General features: G+C 67.0%; 17 protein-coding genes and 1 tRNA gene. 14 read left to right on the forward strand and 4 right to left on the reverse strand.

The window, feature by feature from the left end; all coding sequences use genetic code 11:
* Positions 1 to 14: 14 nt before the first annotated feature.
* From AC3WMA_RS20565 to AC3WMA_RS20600, 8 genes are all read left to right on the forward strand, one after another.
* The gene (locus AC3WMA_RS20565) at positions 15 to 1379 is read left to right on the forward strand and encodes a DUF3592 domain-containing protein (protein ID WP_492287209.1); all 1365 of its coding nucleotides are present in this window, start codon (positions 15 to 17) and stop codon (positions 1377 to 1379) included.
* 107 nt (positions 1380 to 1486) lie between these two features.
* A complete protein-coding gene (locus tag AC3WMA_RS20570; RefSeq protein ID WP_492287210.1) occupies positions 1487 to 2506 on the forward strand; it encodes an ABC transporter substrate-binding protein in 1020 nt (339 codons plus the stop codon).
* A 90-nt stretch (positions 2507 to 2596) separates the two neighbouring features.
* Positions 2597 to 3676, forward strand: coding sequence for a sensor histidine kinase (locus AC3WMA_RS20575; protein ID WP_492287211.1), 1080 nt, complete (start codon positions 2597 to 2599; stop codon positions 3674 to 3676).
* Positions 3677 to 3780: 104 nt separating this feature from the next.
* The gene (pdxY, locus tag AC3WMA_RS20580; RefSeq protein ID WP_492287212.1) at positions 3781 to 4629 is read left to right on the forward strand and encodes a pyridoxal kinase PdxY; all 849 of its coding nucleotides are present in this window, start codon (positions 3781 to 3783) and stop codon (positions 4627 to 4629) included.
* A 10-nt stretch (positions 4630 to 4639) separates the two neighbouring features.
* A complete protein-coding gene (locus tag AC3WMA_RS20585) occupies positions 4640 to 5755 on the forward strand; it encodes an endonuclease/exonuclease/phosphatase family protein (RefSeq protein ID WP_492287213.1) in 1116 nt (371 codons plus the stop codon).
* Positions 5756 to 5772: 17 nt separating this feature from the next.
* A complete protein-coding gene (locus tag AC3WMA_RS20590; protein ID WP_492287214.1) occupies positions 5773 to 6672 on the forward strand; it encodes a PhzF family phenazine biosynthesis protein in 900 nt (299 codons plus the stop codon).
* Positions 6669 to 7391 carry an NUDIX hydrolase gene (locus AC3WMA_RS20595; RefSeq protein ID WP_492287215.1) on the forward strand — a complete coding sequence of 241 codons (723 nt, stop codon included), beginning with the start codon at positions 6669 to 6671 and terminating at the stop codon, positions 7389 to 7391. The genes AC3WMA_RS20590 and AC3WMA_RS20595 overlap by 4 nt, the downstream gene beginning before the upstream one ends.
* Before the next feature lie 27 nt (positions 7392 to 7418).
* Positions 7419 to 9506, forward strand: coding sequence for a M3 family metallopeptidase (locus AC3WMA_RS20600; RefSeq protein WP_492287216.1), 2088 nt, complete (start codon positions 7419 to 7421; stop codon positions 9504 to 9506).
* A 109-nt stretch (positions 9507 to 9615) separates the two neighbouring features.
* Here AC3WMA_RS20600 and AC3WMA_RS20605 read toward each other — a convergent pair whose 3' ends face one another.
* Together AC3WMA_RS20605 and AC3WMA_RS20610 are read right to left on the reverse strand one after the other, a co-directional pair.
* Positions 9616 to 9960, reverse strand: coding sequence for a hypothetical protein (locus tag AC3WMA_RS20605; protein WP_492287217.1), 345 nt, complete (start codon positions 9958 to 9960; stop codon positions 9616 to 9618).
* 64 nt (positions 9961 to 10024) lie between these two features.
* The gene (locus AC3WMA_RS20610; RefSeq protein ID WP_492287218.1) at positions 10025 to 10666 is read right to left on the reverse strand and encodes a YoaK family protein; all 642 of its coding nucleotides are present in this window, start codon (positions 10664 to 10666) and stop codon (positions 10025 to 10027) included.
* A 415-nt stretch (positions 10667 to 11081) separates the two neighbouring features.
* Between AC3WMA_RS20610 and AC3WMA_RS20615 the strand changes: the two genes are divergently transcribed.
* From AC3WMA_RS20615 to AC3WMA_RS20635, 5 genes are all read left to right on the forward strand, one after another.
* On the forward strand, positions 11082 to 12644 hold the full coding sequence (locus tag AC3WMA_RS20615) for a 2-isopropylmalate synthase (protein WP_492287219.1): 1563 nt from the start codon (positions 11082 to 11084) through the stop codon (positions 12642 to 12644).
* Between the two features lie 317 nt (positions 12645 to 12961).
* Entirely contained in the window at positions 12962 to 14239 is a 1278-nt protein-coding gene (locus tag AC3WMA_RS20620; protein WP_492287220.1) for a solute carrier family 23 protein, read from the forward strand.
* A 139-nt stretch (positions 14240 to 14378) separates the two neighbouring features.
* A tRNA-Lys gene (locus AC3WMA_RS20625) sits at positions 14379 to 14454 on the forward strand.
* Positions 14455 to 14569: 115 nt separating this feature from the next.
* A complete protein-coding gene (locus AC3WMA_RS20630; RefSeq protein ID WP_492287221.1) occupies positions 14570 to 15028 on the forward strand; it encodes an MgtC/SapB family protein in 459 nt (152 codons plus the stop codon).
* 74 nt (positions 15029 to 15102) lie between these two features.
* Positions 15103 to 15360 carry a hypothetical protein gene (locus tag AC3WMA_RS20635; RefSeq protein WP_492287222.1) on the forward strand — a complete coding sequence of 86 codons (258 nt, stop codon included), beginning with the start codon at positions 15103 to 15105 and terminating at the stop codon, positions 15358 to 15360.
* Between the two features lie 7 nt (positions 15361 to 15367).
* Here AC3WMA_RS20635 and AC3WMA_RS20640 read toward each other — a convergent pair whose 3' ends face one another.
* Complete coding sequence (locus AC3WMA_RS20640; RefSeq protein ID WP_492287223.1) at positions 15368 to 16756, reverse strand: M20 family metallopeptidase; 1389 nt, start codon at positions 16754 to 16756, stop codon at positions 15368 to 15370.
* 83 nt (positions 16757 to 16839) lie between these two features.
* On the opposite strand from AC3WMA_RS20640, the gene AC3WMA_RS20645 reads away from it, so the two are divergent.
* On the forward strand, positions 16840 to 18297 hold the full coding sequence (locus AC3WMA_RS20645) for an SNF2-related protein (RefSeq protein WP_492287224.1): 1458 nt from the start codon (positions 16840 to 16842) through the stop codon (positions 18295 to 18297).
* A 3-nt stretch (positions 18298 to 18300) separates the two neighbouring features.
* Here AC3WMA_RS20645 and AC3WMA_RS20650 read toward each other — a convergent pair whose 3' ends face one another.
* Positions 18301 to 18459, reverse strand: coding sequence for a hypothetical protein (locus tag AC3WMA_RS20650; protein ID WP_199088394.1), 159 nt, complete (start codon positions 18457 to 18459; stop codon positions 18301 to 18303).
* Positions 18460 to 18532 lie beyond the last annotated feature (73 nt).

An 18532-nucleotide genomic window follows, 5' to 3' on the forward strand; every position in this document is an offset into this window, starting at 1 on the left:
GGCGGGGGCGGGTCATGGAACTCGACGTCAATGACCGCATCATCGAATCTCCCAAGCCGGCGGATGTCATCGCGGCGGTCGACGGCTGTCGCGGCGAGGCCGGCTGGTTCGTCAATCTTGCGGATGATGACGGGGATATCGAGGCCTTCGCCAAGGGCGAGGGGCGATTCCGCCTGACCTATCACGACGGCGAGAACCGTTTCGAGGCTGACGACACTGTCGATGCGGCGGCGCTGAAGGCGGTTCTGCTGGCTTATCTGCGCGGCGAGACCGGTTGGCGCGAAGAGCGTGCCTGGCAGCGCAAGGCGTCCGGCAAGCAGGCGGCCGAGGCGCGGGGCGAGCCGCCGGTCTGGGCGATCATCGCGGTCATCGCCTCGATCGCGCTCCTCTTCGTCATCTCCGAATTGCCGGATAGCTGGAAGGAGCGCCTGCCTTTCGCGAACTCGACCTTCGGCGTCGTCGCGCTGATCTTCCTGCCGATGGCGGTGATGCTGATCGCGCTGATCGTCAACGGCTTCCTCAAGGTGCGGCAGGCAAAGGGCTGGGCGCAGGTGCAGGGCCGGATCACCCGCTCGCGCATGGCGAGCCGCAGCCCGCCGGCCGGCAGCACCATCGGTACGACCGAGAACGTGCCGGATGTCGCCTATAGTTTCTCGGTGCGGGGCCGGAACTATCAGGGCACGCGCGTCAGCCTTGGCAATATCAGCGGCCCTTTCGCCGACGAGGCGCTGAAGCGCTACCCGGTCGGGGCGACGGTGACGGTCTATTACGACCCTGCCGATCCCGACAGCAACGTGCTGGAGCGCGATGCGCCGAAGGGCATCGTCAAGGGCTGCGGCGGCGTGCTGGCGTTCTTCGGAGTGATCGCTGCCGGTATCTACTGGGCCTTTGCGTTCGGGCCGGCCGTCCTGCGGTCGGTTGCGCCGGATGCGGATGTGACGGTCACGCTGTTCGCAGCGGGCATCGGCCTTGCGGCGCTCGCTTTCTTCCTGGCCTATCGGCGCCGCCTCAAGCGCGCCAATGCCTGGCCGGTGGTCCCGGGCGAGATCGTCGAGAGCCGGGTCGAGGAGCGCGGTTCGCTGGATTCCGGCCCGACGCGCCGCACCTATGTGCCGATCGTGGAGTATCGCTACGAGGTGGCTGGCCAAAGCTATGCCAGCCGGCAGGTCGCGGTCGGGCTCGTCGTGTCCGGTTCGCGTGCCATCGCTGACAGGGTGGCCGGGCGCTATCCGGCCGGAGCGAAGGTCGAGGTGCATTACGACCCCGCCAATCCCTCCGAGGCGGCGCTGGAGAACCCGACGCGCGCGAGCTGGGCCCTGCTGGGGATCGCCGCAGCCTGTTTCGCGGTCGCGCTCTATACCAGCCGCATCCTGCACTGAGACGCCCGGCCCATACGCAAGGCGGGGTTGGCGGGGCGCGGGCTACTCACTACAACTGCCTGCAAGAAGGCTTTCAGAACAAAGCAATCCGCAGGGAAGGAACCCCGATGAACCGCAGACACCTGATGCTGGCGGCCGGCCTCGCGCTGGCGGCTTTGACCGTCCCGGCCTTCGCCCAGAATGCCGAGAAGCCGAAGCTCACGCTCGGCGTCGGCGGCAAGCAGCTCCTGTATTATCTCCCGCTGACGGTCGCGGAGAAGAAGGGCTTCTTCAAGGACCAGGGCCTCGATGTCGAGATCAACGATTTCGGCGGCGGCGCCAAGTCTCTGCAGGCGCTGGTCGGGGGCTCTGTCGATGTCGTGACCGGTGCCTATGAGCACACCATCCGCATGCAGGCGAAGGGCCAGGACATCCGCGCGGTGATCGAGCTCGGTCGCTTCCCGGCCATCACCATCGCCGTGCGCAAGGATCTCGCCGACAAGGTGAAGTCGGCGGCGGACTTCAAGGGCCTCAAGATCGGCGTGACCGCGCCGGGCTCCTCGACGGCGCTGACGGCGCAATACGCCATGGTCAGGGCGGGGCTGAAGGCCACGGATGCCGCGATCATCGGTGTCGGCGCCGGTGCGAGCGCGATCGCGGCGATCAAGCAGAAGCAGGTCGACGTGATCTCGCATCTCGATCCCGTCACCTCGAAGCTCGAGGCCGATGGCGACATCGTCTCGTTGATCGACACCCGCACCGAGGCCGGCACCAAGGGCCTGTTCGGCGGCTCGAATCCGGCGGCCGTGCTCTATCTCAAGAACGACTTCGCCGAGAAGAACCCGGTCACGACCCAGAAGCTGGTCAATGCCCTGATGAAGTCGCTGAAGTGGTTGGAGACGGCGAAGCCCGAGGATGTCGCGGCGCTGGTGCCGGAAGAGTACCTGCTCGGCGACAAGCCGCTCTATCTCCAGGCGGTCAAGAACTCGCAGGAGAGCTATTCGCGCACCGGCATCTCGACCCCCGATGCGATGAAGAGCATGTACGACTCGCTCAAGCTGCTCGACCCCGAGCTGACCAACTCGAATGTCGACCTGACGAAGACCTTTATCGACAGCTTCGCCAAGAAGGCAGCCTCCGGCTCCTGAACTTATGCACGAGCGCGCGGCCTGTCTTTTGGCAACGCGCTCGATCTGCGTTAGGTGCATGCTGCGCTGGTTTGGCGCGGGGGGAATCACGTGAGCGGCGAGCACGCCTTTTTGGATGGCGGCGGCGAGATGGCCGCTGCCATTCGCGACCATGACTGGAACACGACGCCGCTGGGGCCGATCTCCGGCTGGCCCGCCGCGCTGAAGATCGCCGTCGGCATGATGGTCAATTCGCGCTTTCCCAAATGCATCGTCTGGGGCGCGGACCTGATTACGATCCATAACGATGCCTTCCGACCGATCCTCGGCGACAAGCCTTGTGCGCTCGGCCGTTCGTTCCGCGATGTCTGGGCCGAGGTCTGGGACGATATCGGCCCGCTGGTCGACAACGCCTTCGCGGGTGAGGCGATCTTCATCCAGGATTTTCCGCTCACCGTCGACCGCTACGGCCATCCGGAAGAGACCTGGTTCACGTTCTGCTACAGCCCGATCCGCGACGAGACCGGCCGCGTGCTCGGCGTGATCGACACGGTGATGGAAACGACCGGCAAGATGCAGGCCGAGCGCAACGGCCGCCTGCTCAATGCCGAACTCGCGCACCGCATGAAGAACACGCTGGCGATGATCGCTGCGATCGCCAGCCAGACCTTCCGTTCGGCCGAGACGCTGGAGGAGGCGCAGTCCATCCTCAGCGACCGTATCGCGACGCTCGGCGAGGCGCACAGCATCCTGACCCGGTCGAGCTGGAGCAGCGCGCCGATCCGCGCCGTGATCGACGGCGCGCTGGCGCCGCATCGCTCGGATATCGGCACGATCCGGGTCGAAGGGCCGCCGCTGCAATTGACGGCCGACCAGGCGATGACGCTGGCGCTCGCCGCCAACGAACTGGCGACCAATGCGGTTAAGTATGGTGCGCTTTCGGTCGAGACCGGCGAGGTCTCGATCCGCTGGAGTGTCGGGCGGCCGCAGAGCGAGGACGTTTTCCGCTTCGAGTGGATCGAGAGCGGCGGGCCGCCTGTCGCCAAGCCGCGGCGGCAGGGTTTTGGCTCGCGGCTGGTCGAGCGCGTCATGGCGCAGAAATTCCAGGGTGAGGTCAAATTGGACTACCGGCCCGAAGGCCTGCGCTATGTCCTGACCACGACGATGGCCAATATCGCGCCGCGGGAATAGCCGCCGCGCGTTAGCGATAGGTCGCTTCACCGCTTTCGATTTGCGCCCCGCGTGAGAGCCGTTAGGTTCGCGGTCCCACCGCGAACGGGGTATCGCTTCGGACCATGAATATTCTCTCGATCCAGTCCCATGTCGCCTATGGCCATGTGGGCAACGCCTCCGCGACCTTTCCGATGCAGCGGCTCGGTGTCGATGTCTGGCCGATCCATACGGTGCAGTTCTCGAACCATACGGGCTATGGCAGCTGGAAGGGCCGCGTCTTCGATGGCGGCATGATCGACGAGGTGATGGACGGCATCGCCGAGCGCGGCGTGCTCGGGAGCTGCGACGGCGTCATCTCCGGCTATATGGGCTCGGCCGATATCGGCCATGCCATCCTCTCGGCGGTGGAGCGGGTGCGCGCCGCCAACCCGAAGGCGATCTACTGTTGCGATCCCGTCATCGGCGATGTCGGCCGGGGTGTCTTCGTGCGGCCGGGCATCCCTGAATTCATGCGCGAGCAGGCCGTGCCGGCCGCCGATATCGTGACGCCGAACCGGTTCGAGCTGGAATTGCTGACCGATGTCGAGATCAAGACCCTCGCCGATGCGCATCGGGCGGTCGAGGCGCTGCGCGATGCCGGCCCGAAGGTCGTGATGGTGACCTCGCTTGAGACCGAGGAGACGCCGGGCGACTCGATCGACCTGATGGCGGCCGATGCCAAGGGTAGCTGGCGCGTACGCACGCCCAAGCTCGATGTCAGCGTCAACGGCGCGGGCGATGCGATCGCGGCCCTGTTCTTCACCCATTACCTGCGCGAGGAATCGGCGTCGGCTGCGCTGTCGAAGGCGGCCTCCTCGATCTACGGTTTGCTGAAGCGGACGAAGGAGGCGGGCTCGCGTGAGATCCTGACGGTGGCGGCGCAGGACGAGTTCGTCACGCCCTCGCAGGTCTTCGCGCCGGAAGCGATCTGAGCGTCCGACGATGAAGCTGCGCGTCGGCACCTTCAATGTCGAGAACCTGCTGACGCGGCATCGCTTCGAGCCGGGCGGGCGCACCGAGACGGCGGCTGCGATGTCGCTGTTCCATTTCCCGCGTGCCGATGAGCGCGACGCCGTGGAGCGCTCGCTTGCCGTCGCGCTGGAAGACGACAAGCGCCAGATGACGGCGCTCGCCATCGCCGAGGCGCAGGCCGATCTCTGGATGCTGCAGGAGGTCGATTCGCTGGCGAGCCTGCAGGCCTTCTTCGCCAATTACGTCCACCGCATCGCCGACCATCGCTACGGCCATTTCACGCTGATCGACGGCAATGACCGCCGCAACATCGATATCGGCTTCGCCGCGCGGAAAGATCTGTTCGGGCCGGGGCAAGTCACGGTGCGCTCGCACAAGGACCTGACCTTCGCTGAGGCCGGCGTGCATGATCGCGAGCTCGCCATGCTCGGCATCGGGCCCCAGGCCAAGGTCTTCGCGCGCGATTGCCTGGAGGTGGAGCTGAGCCTCAATGGGCGCCGCCTCAGCCTGTTCGGCTGCCATCTCAAGTCGATGAACAACGGCCGCGAGGATGGGCGCATCGCGACACTGCCGGTACGCCGCGCCGAGGCGCGCGCCGTGCGCTGGCTGGTCCAGCAGCGCTTCGGCGGCGGCTGGCGCGAGACCAACTGGATCGTGCTCGGCGATCTCAACGGCTACCGTTACGGGCTCGGGCCCCGTGCCGAAGTCGTCGACGAGGGCGCCAGCGGCATCGAGCCGTTGCTCGACGATTTCGCGGTCGATCCGATGGACACGCAGCCGGTGCATGAGCGCTGGACGCATTTCCGGCGCTACTGGTCGGAGAGCCGGGAGAGGCTGGTCGACAGCCATATGCCGCTCGACCATATCCTGCTCTCGCCTGCGCTGGCGGCGGCGAACCCGGCGCCGGCCATGCAGATGATCCGCCGCGGCCTGCCTTATCGCGTACCGCTCGATCCGCGCGAGCCGGACCGCTCGATGGCGACGCTTGCGACCTGCGCGAACCGCTATCCGCGCGCCGGCTGGGATAGGCCCAAGGCCTCCGACCATTGCCCGCTCACCGTCGAACTCGACATCCCCGAAGGCTGATCCCCAAGGACGCATCGATGAAACGCCGCTTCGTCACGCTCGACGTCTTCACCACGCGCCGCCATGCCGGCAACCCGCTGGCCGTGGTGCTCCAGTCGGAGGGGCTCGACACCGAGGCGATGCAGGCGATCGCCCGTGAGTTCAATCTCTCCGAGACGGTTTTCGTCGCGCCGCCGGAGAAGCCGGAGCATCGCGCCGCGATCCGCATCTTTACGCCGGGTGGCGAACTGCCCTTTGCCGGCCATCCGACGGTCGGCACGGCGGTCTGGCTCGCGCTCACCGACGAGGCCGAGGGCAAGGCCGCCGACATGCTGGTGTTGGAGGAGAAGGTCGGGCCGGTCTCCTGCGCGGTCTCGATCAAGGGCAGCCATGCCGGCCACGCCACCTTCACCCTGCCGCGCCAGCCGGAGCCGCTCGATCTGCCGGTTGCTGATGCGCAACTGGCGGAAGCGCTCGGGCTCGACCCGGCCGATCTCGGCTTCGACGCGCATCGGCCAAGCGCCTTCTCGGCCGGCGTTGCCTATACGACCGTGCCGGTCGCTAGCCGCGAGGCCGTCGCCCGCGCCCGGGTCGCAGGCGCCTTCGAGCGGGTGATGGCGGAGACGCCGAACGGCAATGCCTTCGTCTATTGCCGCGAGACCGCCGAGGTCGGGCATCACTACCATGCGCGCATGTTCTGGCCGGGCGCAGGCGTCGTCGAGGACCCGGCGACGGGCTCGGCGGTCGCCGCCTTCGCCGGCGCGATCATCGCCTATGACAAGCCGGAGGACGGCGACCACCGCCTCGTCATCGAACAGGGCTACGAGATGGGCCGGCCGTCGCAGATCACGCTGGAGCTGAGCGTGCGCGGCGGTGCGCTGGTTTCCGCCCGTATCGGCGGTTCGGCGATCGTGGTCAGCGAGGGCGTGCTGCTGTGAGCGATGACGTCGAGAACGGCTCGATCGTCCGGCTGTCGCGGGTCGATGCCCTGGTCGAGCCCTATGACTGGACCTTCGTGCGCGAGAACGCTGAGAAGATCGCGGCGCATTGGGCCGAGATCAGCGCCGGCAAGCCCACGATGTTCAACGGCCGTGTCATGCTGCAGCACCGCGCCGCGATCCGCGACGGCGTGTTCGAGGCGGGTTATTTCGAGACGGACTATGCCGCCTTCATGACCTGGCGCGATGTCGGCCATCCCGGCCCCGTCATCCGCAACGGCTTCGCTATGGCTGCGCTCCGGGCCAATGACGGCGCCTTTCTCTGCGGTAAGATGGGCGACCACACCGCCAATGCCGGCAAGGTCTATTTCGCTGCCGGCACGCCCGATCGTGACGATGCCCGCCCCGACGGCACGCTCGACCTCGCCGGCAGCGTCACCCGCGAACTCGGCGAGGAGACGGGCCTGCGTGTCGAGGAACTCGCAGTGGGCGAGGGCTGGACCGCGCTGATTGAGCAGGGCCGCATCGCCTTCATGCGGGAGGTTCGCATCGATCTTCCGGCCGATGAGGCACGCGCCTTGATGCTGGAGCGGATGAAGGGCCTGGAAGAGGAGGAGCTGTCGGACATCGTCATCGTGCGCGATCTCACTGAGACCGAAAAGCACGACATGCCGCCCTTCATGCGCCGCTATCTCGCACATATCTTCGACGGCAAGTGACCCTGCCTGTTTCGCGAAAGTGATCCGATGAGCTCTGCCGAGACCGCCTATCCCGAAGCCTTGCCTTTGCCGGCCGAAAACCCCTTCGCCACGCGCTGGGAGACGCCGTTCCGGCTGCCGCCCTTCGCGGCGATCAAGCCGGAGCATATCCGCCCGGCTTTTGAGGCGGCGCTCGCCAAGCACAAGGATGAGATCGCGGCGATCGTCACTGAGAAGGCCGCGCCCGATTTCGCCAACACGATCGAGGCGCTGGAGCGGGCAGGGCGGGCGCTTAGTCGTGTCGGCGGCGTCTTCTACAACCTGACAGGCGCCGATACGAACGAGGCTTTGCAGGCGATCGAGCGCGAGATGTCGCCGATCACCTCGCGGCACTGGTCGGCGATCATGATGGACGAGGGGCTGTTCGCCCGTGTCGATGCGGTCAATGCGAAGCGCGATACGCTTGAGCTGAACCCGGAGCAGGCGCGCCTGCTGGAGCGCAGCTACAAGGGCTTCATCCGCTCGGGTGCGAAGCTAAAGCCGGAAGACAAGAAGCGCCTTGCTGCGATCAACGAGCGCTTGGCCGGACTTGGTACGCAGTTCAGCCAGAACGTGCTGAAGGACGAATCCTCCTATGCATTGTTCATCGCGGATGAAGCGGGTCTCGCCGGCCTGCCGGAGTTCGTGAAGGCGGGGATGGCGCGTGCCGCCTCCGATCGCGGCAAGCCCGGCCAGCATGCCGTGACGCTGTCGCGCTCGATCATCGAGCCGTTCCTGACCTTCTCGACCCGTCGTGACCTACGCGAGGAGGCCTTCATCGCCTGGAGCAAGCGCGGTGAGAACGGGGCTGAGAGTGACAACCGCGCCATCGTCGCCGAGATGGTGAAGCTCAGGGCCGAGAAGGCGAAGCTGCTGGGCTATCCGACCTTCGCGCATTTCAAGCTCGACGATGCCATGGCGAAGACGCCGGAGCATGTGCGCGGGCTGCTGGAACTGGTCTGGAAACCGGCCAAGGCGCGCGCGGCGCGCGAGGCCGCCGATCTCGCGGCGCTGGCGCAGAGCGAGGGCGAGAACGGCCCGATCCGCCCCTGGGATTGGCGCCACTATGCCGAGAAAGTCCGGCAGAACACCTATGCGCTCGATGAGGCCGTGCTGAAGCAATATCTCCAGCTCGACCGCATCCGGCAGGCGTCCTTCGACGTCGCAGGCAAGCTGTTCGGGCTGTCCTTCGCGGAGCGGCCGGAACTCAAGGGCTATCACCCTGATGTCCGCATCTTCGAGGTGACGGAGACGGCGAGCGGGCGCCATATCGGCCTGTTCGTCGGCGATTATTTCGCCCGCGCCTCGAAGCGCTCCGGCGCCTGGATGAGCGCCTTCCGCGGCCAGCGCAAGCTCGACGGCGAGACCCGGCCGATCATCGTCAATGTCTGCAATTTCGCCAAGCCCGCCGAGGGCAAGCCGGCGCTACTCTCGCTCGACGATGCGCGTACGCTGTTCCACGAGTTCGGCCATGCCCTGCACGGGCTGCTCTCGGATGTGACCTATGGCTCGCTCGCCGGTACCTCGGTGGCGCGCGATTTCGTCGAGCTGCCGTCGCAGCTCTACGAGCACTGGTTCATGACGCGTGAGGTGATGCGCGAATACTGCCGCCATGCCGAGACGGGCGAGCCTATCCCTGAGGCGCTTATCGAGAAGATCGAGAAGGCGCAGACCTTCAACCAGGGCTTCGCCACGGTGGAGTATACCTCCTCGGCGCTGGTCGATCTCGCCTTCCATTCGCTGGAGGCCCCGGCGGAGGTCGATCCGCTTGCCTTTGAGGCGGCGGAGCTTGCCCGCATCGGCATGCCCGCCGAGATCACCATGCGGCACCGCACGCCGCATTTCACCCATGTCTTCTCCGGCGACGGTTATTCGGCCGGCTATTACAGCTATCTGTGGTCGGAGGTGATGGATGCCGATGCCTTCAACGCCTTCACCGAGACGGGCGACGTGTTCTCGCCCGCCGTCGCGGAGAAGCTGAAGCGCTACATCTATTCGGCCGGCGATACGCGCGATGCGGCCGAGGCCTATACGCTCTTCCGCGGCCGCCTGCCGACGCCGGATGCGCTGCTGGAGAAGCGGGGCCTGGCGGCCTGAACGTCTCCGTCATTCTCGGGCGAAGCTGTGCTTCGACCCGAGAATCTCTGGACGAGAAGCCACTGGTTTCCGAGATGCTCGGGTCGAGCCCGAGCATGACGAGCATGGCTCACCCCGGATAACCGAACTTCGCCTTGGTCGCGCGGATCTGGCCGGTCGCGCCGGCATCGTTGCCGGCCGAGCAGGTCGAGCGGGCGCGCGAAATCTCGCCGCTGACCCGGTCATGCACGCCCTTGGTGGTGTGGCCGGTGGCGAGATCGTTGTCGATCACTGCCTGGAAGCGCTCGACCTCCCCGGAACAGCCGGTGCCCGCGGGCATGCGGAAGGTGTTCGGCGTGACGCCCGGCGCGGCCTGCGACGGCGGCGGCGCCGGGGGGGCGCCGCCCGACGGCGTCTGGCAGGCGGAGAGCAGGAGCGCGGCGAAGGCCGGGACGAGGATAGTAGAGGCGCGCATCGGGAAAGCTCCGGCTGATCGTGCGCGAAACATGACCGATTCCTCCGACGCGGCAAAGCTCCGGTCAGTCGCGTTCGGGCATCAAGAGCGCGACGAGGGTGAAGAGGGCGGCGGCGCCTGCCGCCAGCCAGATCGCGTCGAGCCCGATGCGGCCATGCGCGACGGCGCCGGCAACCGCGCCGCTGAGCAGACCGAGCCAGAGCACGAAATGGCGCAGGAAGGCGAGCTTCGGCCCGCCGAGCAGGGCGCCTGCGATGCGCTGCCCCATCTTCACCAGCGTGCCGGTCATGTAGGTCAGCCCGATCGTGACCTCGCCGTCGCGCTGGAAGACGCTGTTCTCGGCACCCATCGCGATGGCGAGGACGCCGGCGCCGGCGATGCCGAGCCCGATCGAATCGAGGCTGGCCGAGAGCAGCAGGGCGAGCGTGACGAGGGCGAGCACGGCCGCCTTGCGCTGGCGCCCGGCGAAATGCCCCGCGAGCGAGCCGGCGACGACGCCGAGGACGAAGAGCCCGAGGATCGTCGCGGCGAGTAGGATGCCGCCGGCATGGCGGCCGGCGAGCTCGATGGCGAAACGGGTGGTGTTGCCGCTCATGAAGGAGACGAAGAAGCCGCCGAGGCTGAGGAAGCCGAGCGCATCGACGAAACCGGCAAGGCCCGACAGGCAGAAGGCGAGGCCGATGACCGGCCGGTCATAGCGCATCATGGATGCGGCGCTCCGACGTTCTGGCCGGCCCCCCCAATTTCGCGCGACCGCCGGCCGAATCGCGCGGCGTCATCCTAATTCACAGGGGTCGTCTGTTCTTAATTCAAATCGGCATGCGACATATGCTTGCGTTGAGCCCCGTGCTTCGGTTACATCCTGTCCCGTCGATTTGAGGAACGCCCGTGGTTTCGACCGCCCGCCATGACCTGACGAAGGACTGCGCCGCTGCGCAGGTCGTCGGCATGCGCGCCCGCGCTCCGTTTTCGCTTCTTGGCCTTCTTCTCCTTAGCCGCCCCTGAGGGCCGGCCGGGCATGCTGCCTGGGCGCTCAGGGGACTGACGAGAACCGCCGACAGAAAACCCAGCGCCCGCCTTTCCCAGAATTCCGCGGCGCGCCGACACCCGGAAGCAGAACCATGACCAACCCGACCCAGACCGGCTCCGCAAAAGACCGCGTCCTGATCTTCGACACCACCTTGCGCGACGGCGAGCAGTGCCCCGGCGCCACCATGACCTTCGAGGAGAAGCTGGAGATCGCCGACGCGCTCGACGCGATGGGCGTCGACATCATCGAAGCTGGCTTCCCGATCGCGTCCGAGGGCGATTTCGAGGCGGTATCCGAGATCGCGCGCCGCCTGAAGCGCGCGACCGTCGCGGGCCTCGCCCGCGCCATCAGCGCCGACATCGCCCGGGCTGGCGAGGCGGTGCGCCATGCGGTGAAGCCGCGCATCCACACCTTCGTCTCGACCTCGCCGATCCATCTGGAGCACCAGATGCGCAAGACGCAGGAGCAGGTGCTGGAGATCATCACCGCGACGGTGACGCAGGCGCGCAACCTGGTCGAGGATGTCGAGTGGTCGGCGATGGACGCGACCCGCACCCCGATCGACTATCTCTGCCGCACGGTCGAGGCTGCGATCCGGGCCGGTGCGACCACGATCAACCTGCCCGATACGGTGGGCTACGCCACGCCGGACGAGTATCGCGCCATGTTCAAGGCGGTGCGCGAGCGCGTGCCGAACGCGGACAAGGCGATCTTCTCGGCGCATTGCCATAACGATCTGGGCCTGGCCGTCGCCAATTCGCTGGCAGCGATCGAGGGCGGCGTCCGGCAGGTCGAGTGCACGGTCAACGGTATCGGCGAGCGCGCCGGCAATGCCGCGCTGGAAGAGATCGTGATGGCGCTGCGCGTGCGTGGCGACGCGATGCCCTACGATACCGGCATCGACGCGACGCAATTGATGCGCATCTCCAAGGCCGTTTCGACCGCCTGCTCCTTCCCGGTGCAGTACAACAAGGCGATCGTCGGCCGGAACGCCTTCGCGCATGAGAGCGGCATCCACCAGGACGGCATGCTGAAGAACAACACCACCTACGAGATCATGACGCCGGAATCGGTCGGCGTGACCAAGACCTCGCTGGTGATGGGCAAGCATTCCGGCCGCGCCGCCTTCCGCTCGAAGCTGAAGGAGATGGGCTACGAGCTGGGCGACAACCAGCTGGAAGACGCCTTCACCCGCTTCAAGGCGCTGGCCGACCGCAAGAAGCATGTCTACGACGAGGATATCGAGGCGCTGGTCGACGAGAACATCGCCACCGCCCATGACCGCATCAAGCTGGAATCGCTGACGGTGATCGCGGGCACGCGCGGCCCGCAGCGCGCCACGATGAAGCTCGATGTCGACGGCAAGCATGTCACCGAGGAGGTCGAGGGCAACGGGCCGATCGACGCGATCTTCAACGCGATCAAGGCGATCGTGCCGCATGAGGTGACGCTGGAGCTCTACGACGTCCATGCCGTGACCGAGGGCACCGATGCGCAGGCCGAGGTGACGGTCAGGCTCTCGCGCGACGGCTCGTCGGTGACCGGCCGCGGCGCCGATCCGGACACGCTGGTCGCCTCGACCAAGGCCTATCTCGCCGCGCTGAACAAGCTGATCGCCCGCGGCGGGCGCCTGCACGCCCAGGCGGCGGAGTAAGAGGGAAGGGCGCTCTTCGGGACATGTGTCATCCCGTGCGCGCTGCGGCGCAGACACGGGACCGCGTGCCGAGTAGGGCGCGCTTTCTCACGGCTTCCGCAAGGGCGCCTCTTCCTGAGAACGGTCCCGTGTCTGCGCAGCGGCATTCCATGCCGCAGCGCGCACGGGATGACAGCGTTGCCCCCGCGCGCTGATCGCGCACAGCTGCCGCCCTCCGATTCCGGTGGATGACGCCGGCGCGATCTGGCGCCGGCTCGGTTTTTGCTTTCATCTGCGCTTCCGGTGCGGTCGCTCCCCCGGCGACCCTGGGGAGCGCGATGCCGATGGGCTATTTTCCGAACTGGACCTTGAAGACTTCCGGCGTCGTGATGCCGGACGAGCGGCTGCCGACTGGGCAGACGCTCATCGCCGGCCTGCAGCATGTCGTCGCCATGTTCGGCGCGACGGTGCTGGCCCCGGTGCTGATGGGCTTCGATCCGAATGTCGCGATCTTCTTCTCGGGCATCGCGACCCTGCTGTTTTTCGTGATCACGCGCGGGCAGTTGCCGAGCTATCTCGGCTCGTCCTTCGCCTTCATCGGCGTCGTCATCGCCGCGACCGGCTATGCCGGCTCCGGCCCCAACGCGAATATCGGCGTGGCGCTCGGCGGCATCATCGCCTGCGGCGCGGTCTATGCCCTGATCGGCCTGATCGTGCAGGGCGTCGGCACGGCCTGGATCGAGAAGCTGCTGCCCCCGGTCGTCACGGGCGCCGTGGTGGCCGCGATCGGCCTCAACCTGACCGCCGTCGCGATCGGCATGATCTCGGCCAGCGCCTATACCAAGTGGATCGCGCTGTTCACAGTGGTGGCGGTGGCGCTGATCGCCGTCTATGGGCGCGGATTGCCGCAGCGCCTGCCGGTGCTGATCGGCGGGCTTGCCGCCTACATCCTCTATGCCGTGACCGCGTCGAGCTTTGGCGCGCCGACGATCGATTTCGGCAAGATCGGCGCGGCCGCCTGGTTCGGCATGCCGAAATTCGTGGCACCGGTCTTCGACATGAAGGCGATGACGCTGATCGTGCCGGTCGCGATCATCCTGGTCGCTGAGAATCTCGGCCATATCAAAGGCATCGCGGTGATGACCGGCCGCAACTTCGACCATCTGATCGGCCGCGGCTTCATCGCCGACGGTCTCGGCACGATGATCGCCGGTTCGGGCGGCGGCACGGGCGTCACCACCTATGCCGAGAACATGGGCGTGATGGCGGTGACGCGGGTCTATTCGACGCTGGTTTTCGTCGCGGCCGGCGTCATCGCACTCGTGCTCGGCTTCTCGCCGAAGTTCGGCGCGGTGATCGGCACGATCCCTGTCGCGGTGCTCGGCGGCCTCGCTGTCGTGGTCTTCGGCCTGATCGCCGCGACCGCCGGCCGGATCTGGGTCGAGAACAAGGTCGATTTCTCCGAGCCGAAGAACCTGATCACCGTGGCAACAGCGCTGATTCTCGGCGCCGGCGACCTGAAGCTGCCGATCTTCGGCTTCGAGCTCGGCGGAATCGGCACGGCGACCTTCGGCGCGATCATCCTCTATCACCTGCTGAACCGCCGTACGGCCTGACAATCCACAGCGCGGCGAAGCCTTTTTCGCCGCGTTTGAAAAAACTGTCACAGATGGGTGGACAGGGGGCGGGGCCTTTGCTACACGCCCCCTGCCTGACGCGGCTGACGCCGCTGACCGGCGGCGCTTCGTGGCGTATGGGTGATTAGCTCAGTTGGTAGAGCAGCTGACTCTTAATCAGCGGGTCGTAGGTTCGAGCCCTACATCACCCACCACGACCTTTCCTTGACATCGCTGAATTGATGCCTCGCTGAGGCGAATGGCTTGCGCCTTCGCCGGCCCGAGGCTGTGTTATCGTCTGCCTGAAATGGCGACGGAGCGAGCAGCAGCGTGGGCGAATTCGAATTGGTGCTGCGATTGCTGGCCGGCCTTGTGGCTGGTGTCGCGGTCGGCTGGCAGCGGACACTCCAGCGCAAGAGCGCCGGCCTCAGGACCTTCGGGCTGGTCGGGCTCGGCACCGCTGCCGCTGCGAGCCTGTTCAGCGAGACCCTGCATCCCGATGCTGCGAGTCGCGTGGTCCAGGGCGTGCTGACCGGCGTCGGTTTTCTGGGCGCCGGCCTGATCATCCGCCGCGATGGCGACCTGATGCCCCATGGCCTGACGACGGCGGCGGCGATCTGGGTGACGGCTGCGCTGGGCTGCTCAGCGGGCTTGGGCAAATGGCCGGTGACGCTGGCGGCCACGGTCCTGGCGCTCGTTCTGCTGTTTCTCGACCATTCGCTGGAGAGCCGCTTGCAGCGCCGCCATCCGCTGCCGGGCGATGAAGGCGCATCTCGGCCGCCGGACTAAGCAGCGACGCTTCCCCGAGCGGGAGGGAGCCTTTCGGCGGCTCGGGCGTTCCTGTCCGAAAGGACAGGTTTCACATGATGCCATTGGATCAAGGCCTTGCGGCCGCGCCCGGCAACACGCCGGCCATCCCGAATCCGCCGCCCGAGGTGCCGCCGCTGACGCCCGCCGAGGTTCCTCCGGCCCCGCCGGTCGAATCGCCGCCGGACGCCGAACCGCAGGGCATCCCGACCGAGCCGCCGCCGGAGCTGCCGCCCAATGCGCCGCCGGAGGCTCCCCCGGCGACGCCGATCGATCTGCCGCCGGGGCGCGATCCGCGCCAGCCGCAGGAATAGCCGCGCTTCAGACCTTCGGGGCGTTGCCCGCGCCGATATCCCAGTATAGCCCGGCCATGGCGACCAAGCCCTCGCGGGCGATGGCCGCGGGCAGATGCTCGTCCGGCGCGTGCTGCGAGCAGCCCGGATAGGAATGCGGCACCCAGATCGTGCGCAGCTTCAGGATCTCGGCGAAGATGTCGTTCGGCAGCGAGCCGCCGAGATTGGGCAGCAAGGCCGGCTTCTTGCCGGTGCTCTCGGCGATCGAATCGATCGTGAAGCGGACCCAGGCGTCATCGGGGTCGAGCCGCGTCGCGCCGAAGCGCTCGGTGCCGGGCATGATGATCTCGACCATGTCGAAGCCGTGGCGGTCGAGATGGCGGCGCAGAGCCGGGGCGACATCACGCGGATCGATGCCGACGACGAAGCGTAGCGCGACGCGCGCCCAGGCACTCGGCGGCACGGCGTTGACCGGCGTTTCCGGCACGCCGGACTTCATCGCCAGCACGTCGAAGGAGCACCAGCCGAAAACCTGTTCGGCCGGCGATAAGCCGGGCTCGCCCCAGTTCGGATCGATGGTCGGGCCGTCCGGGCCGCCGTCGATCTCGCAATCGGCGAGCGCGCGGCGGACGCCGTCCGGCAGTTCCTTCGGCACCCATTCATGAATGCGGATCTGGCCGGTGGGAGAGGTGATCGAGGCGATGGCATGGGCGAGCTGGATCGCCGGATCGGAGAGGATGCCGCCCCAGTTGCCGGAATGGTGGCCGCCCTCGCGTGCGGTGATCTGCAGGTCGAACGTGATGACGCCGCGCGCGCCCAGGAAGACCGTGGGGCGCTCGGCATTGAGGCGCGGGCCGTCCGAGGCGATCAGGATGTCGGCCTTGAGCAGTTCGGCCTCGTCCTCGCAAAGTTCGCGCAGGCCCGGCGAGCCGGATTCCTCGCCCATCTCGATCAGGTACTTGGCGTTGAAGCCGAGCTTGCCGCGCGTCTCCAGCACGGCGCGCAGGCCGTTGATGTTGATGAGATGCTGGCCCTTGTTGTCGACGACGCCGCGGCCGTACCAGCGGCCGTCACGCTCGACGAGCTTCCAGGGCGAGAGGCCTTCGCTCCACTGCGCGTCGAGGCCGCGGATGACGTCGCCATGGCCGTAGCCGATGATGGTCGGCAGGGCGGGGTCCTCGATGCGCTCGGCATAAAGGAAGGGGCCGCGTGCCTTGGCATGGGTCAGGATGCGGCAAGTGAAGCCGAGCGATTCGAGCAGGGGCTGCATCTCCTTGTCGAGATACTCGCCGAGCACCGGAGCACGGTCGGGATTCTGGCTTTCGGTCGGGATCGCGATGAGCCGGCCGAGATCGTCCTTCATCCGGCCTGAGTCGAAATAGTCCTGGGCTTTCGCGATCGCCTGCGCGCGGGTCATGGTCTTGTCGTCTCCCCAATAAGTGGCCGGCACAGTGCCGGTGGACGCGAGCTGGCGCCAGTGCCAAGAGAGCCGGGCGCGCCATGCCCGCCGGGCAGGGCGGGCGCCTCGCCACACGACTGAGCACGTCCAACCGCATGACGATGATCCCGCATCCGCACCAGCTCGTCGCGCGAGACGCCATCCTGGCGGCGCGGGGGAAGGGCGCGGCCGGCTTCCTGCTGGGGGACCTCACCGGCCTCGGCAAGACGCTCTCGGCCTGGCTCGCGCTGTCGGCGATGCCGGAAGAGGACGTGCTGGTGATTTGCCCGAAAGGGGCGATCCCGCAGTGGCGGCGGACCATGGCGCTGTCGGGCCTGCCGGCGAAGCGCGTGACGCTGATGAATTTCGAGAAGACGAAGTCGCTGCTTGCGCCTGTCGCCGACAGCAAGAAGCGCTCGGCGCGGGCGAAGAACAACGAGATCGCCAAGCACGGCCGCCCGAAGCGCGTCTGGCCGCTCGTCGTGATCGACGAGGCGCATCGCATCCGCAATCCGAATTCGCAGCAGGGGCTGGTCTGCCGGCAGATGGCGGAAGCGGCCGATTTCACGATCTATATGAGCGCGACGGCCGGCCAGTCGCCGCATGAACTCTCCTATCTCGCGGGCCTGCTGGCGAAGGCCGCGGGCATGCCGACGGCCGATCTCGACGGTTTCCGCGTGCTGATGAAGCGCCTGAAAATCGGCAGGGCCAAGGGGCGCTGGAAGAACTGGAGCTGGGAGCCGAACGAGGCCGACCGCAAGGTCATGGCTGACCTGCTCTATCGCGGCAGCAATGCCATCGGCTTGCGGCGCCGGCCTGAGGAGATCGCCGGCTGGCCAGAGGTGCAGCGGGAGCTTGCCCCGGTCGCGCTCGATACGGCCGCGCGCAAGCTCTATGACGCGACTTGGCGGGAGTTCCGCAAGGAGCTTGGCCTGGCCGGCGGCTCGACGCGCAAGCCGCAGGGCTGGGCCGCCGATCTGCGCTTCCGACAGAAGGCGAGCCTGCTGCGCATCCCCGGCACGGCCGATTTCTGCGAGGATCTGCTGAGCAATGACGAGCAGGTCGCGATCTCCGTCGCGTTCCTCGAAACCAGCGCGATGCTGGCCGAGACGCTCAGGGGGCGCGGCTGGCGCACCGCCGAGATCAATGGCGAACGCTCGGGCGCGCAGAACGAGGAGACGCGCATCGCCTTCCAGACCGGGCAGCTCGACGCGGTGATCTTCACCGTCACCGAGGCGATCTCATTGCATCGCGGCGAGATGCCGGGCGGCGAGCGCGAGCGGGCGCTCGTCATCCACGACATGCGCCATAGCGCGATCCAGCTCCAGCAGATCGAGGGGCGTTGCCATCGCGACGGCCAGCACGCGACGATCTTCTACGCCTATGCCGAGGATAGTGTGGAGGAGGCAATCGCCGGCACGGTGATCCAGCGCATGGCGGCGATGGAAGGGCTGGCGGGCGACGATACGCGGATGCTGGAGGCGATCGCGGGGATCGTCGAGGGGCGGGCGGCCGCGTAAGGCTCAGTTGCGCGCGCGCTCGCCGAGTTCCTTGGCGCCCTCGACAGATGAGCCGGTGAGGCGAACGATACTGTTCCAGGCGTCGCGCGTATAAGCGCCCTGATGAACGACGGCGTCATATCCGACGACCAGCACGATGATGATCAGAAGCAGGCGGAACACGAATTTTCTCCAATATCTCTGCGCATCAACGTGGTGGCAGGAGAGGAGGTTCCGGGCCGAGGGGCGTCATTCT

This window comes from Allobosea sp. FW305-C-101 (assembly GCF_058783685.1).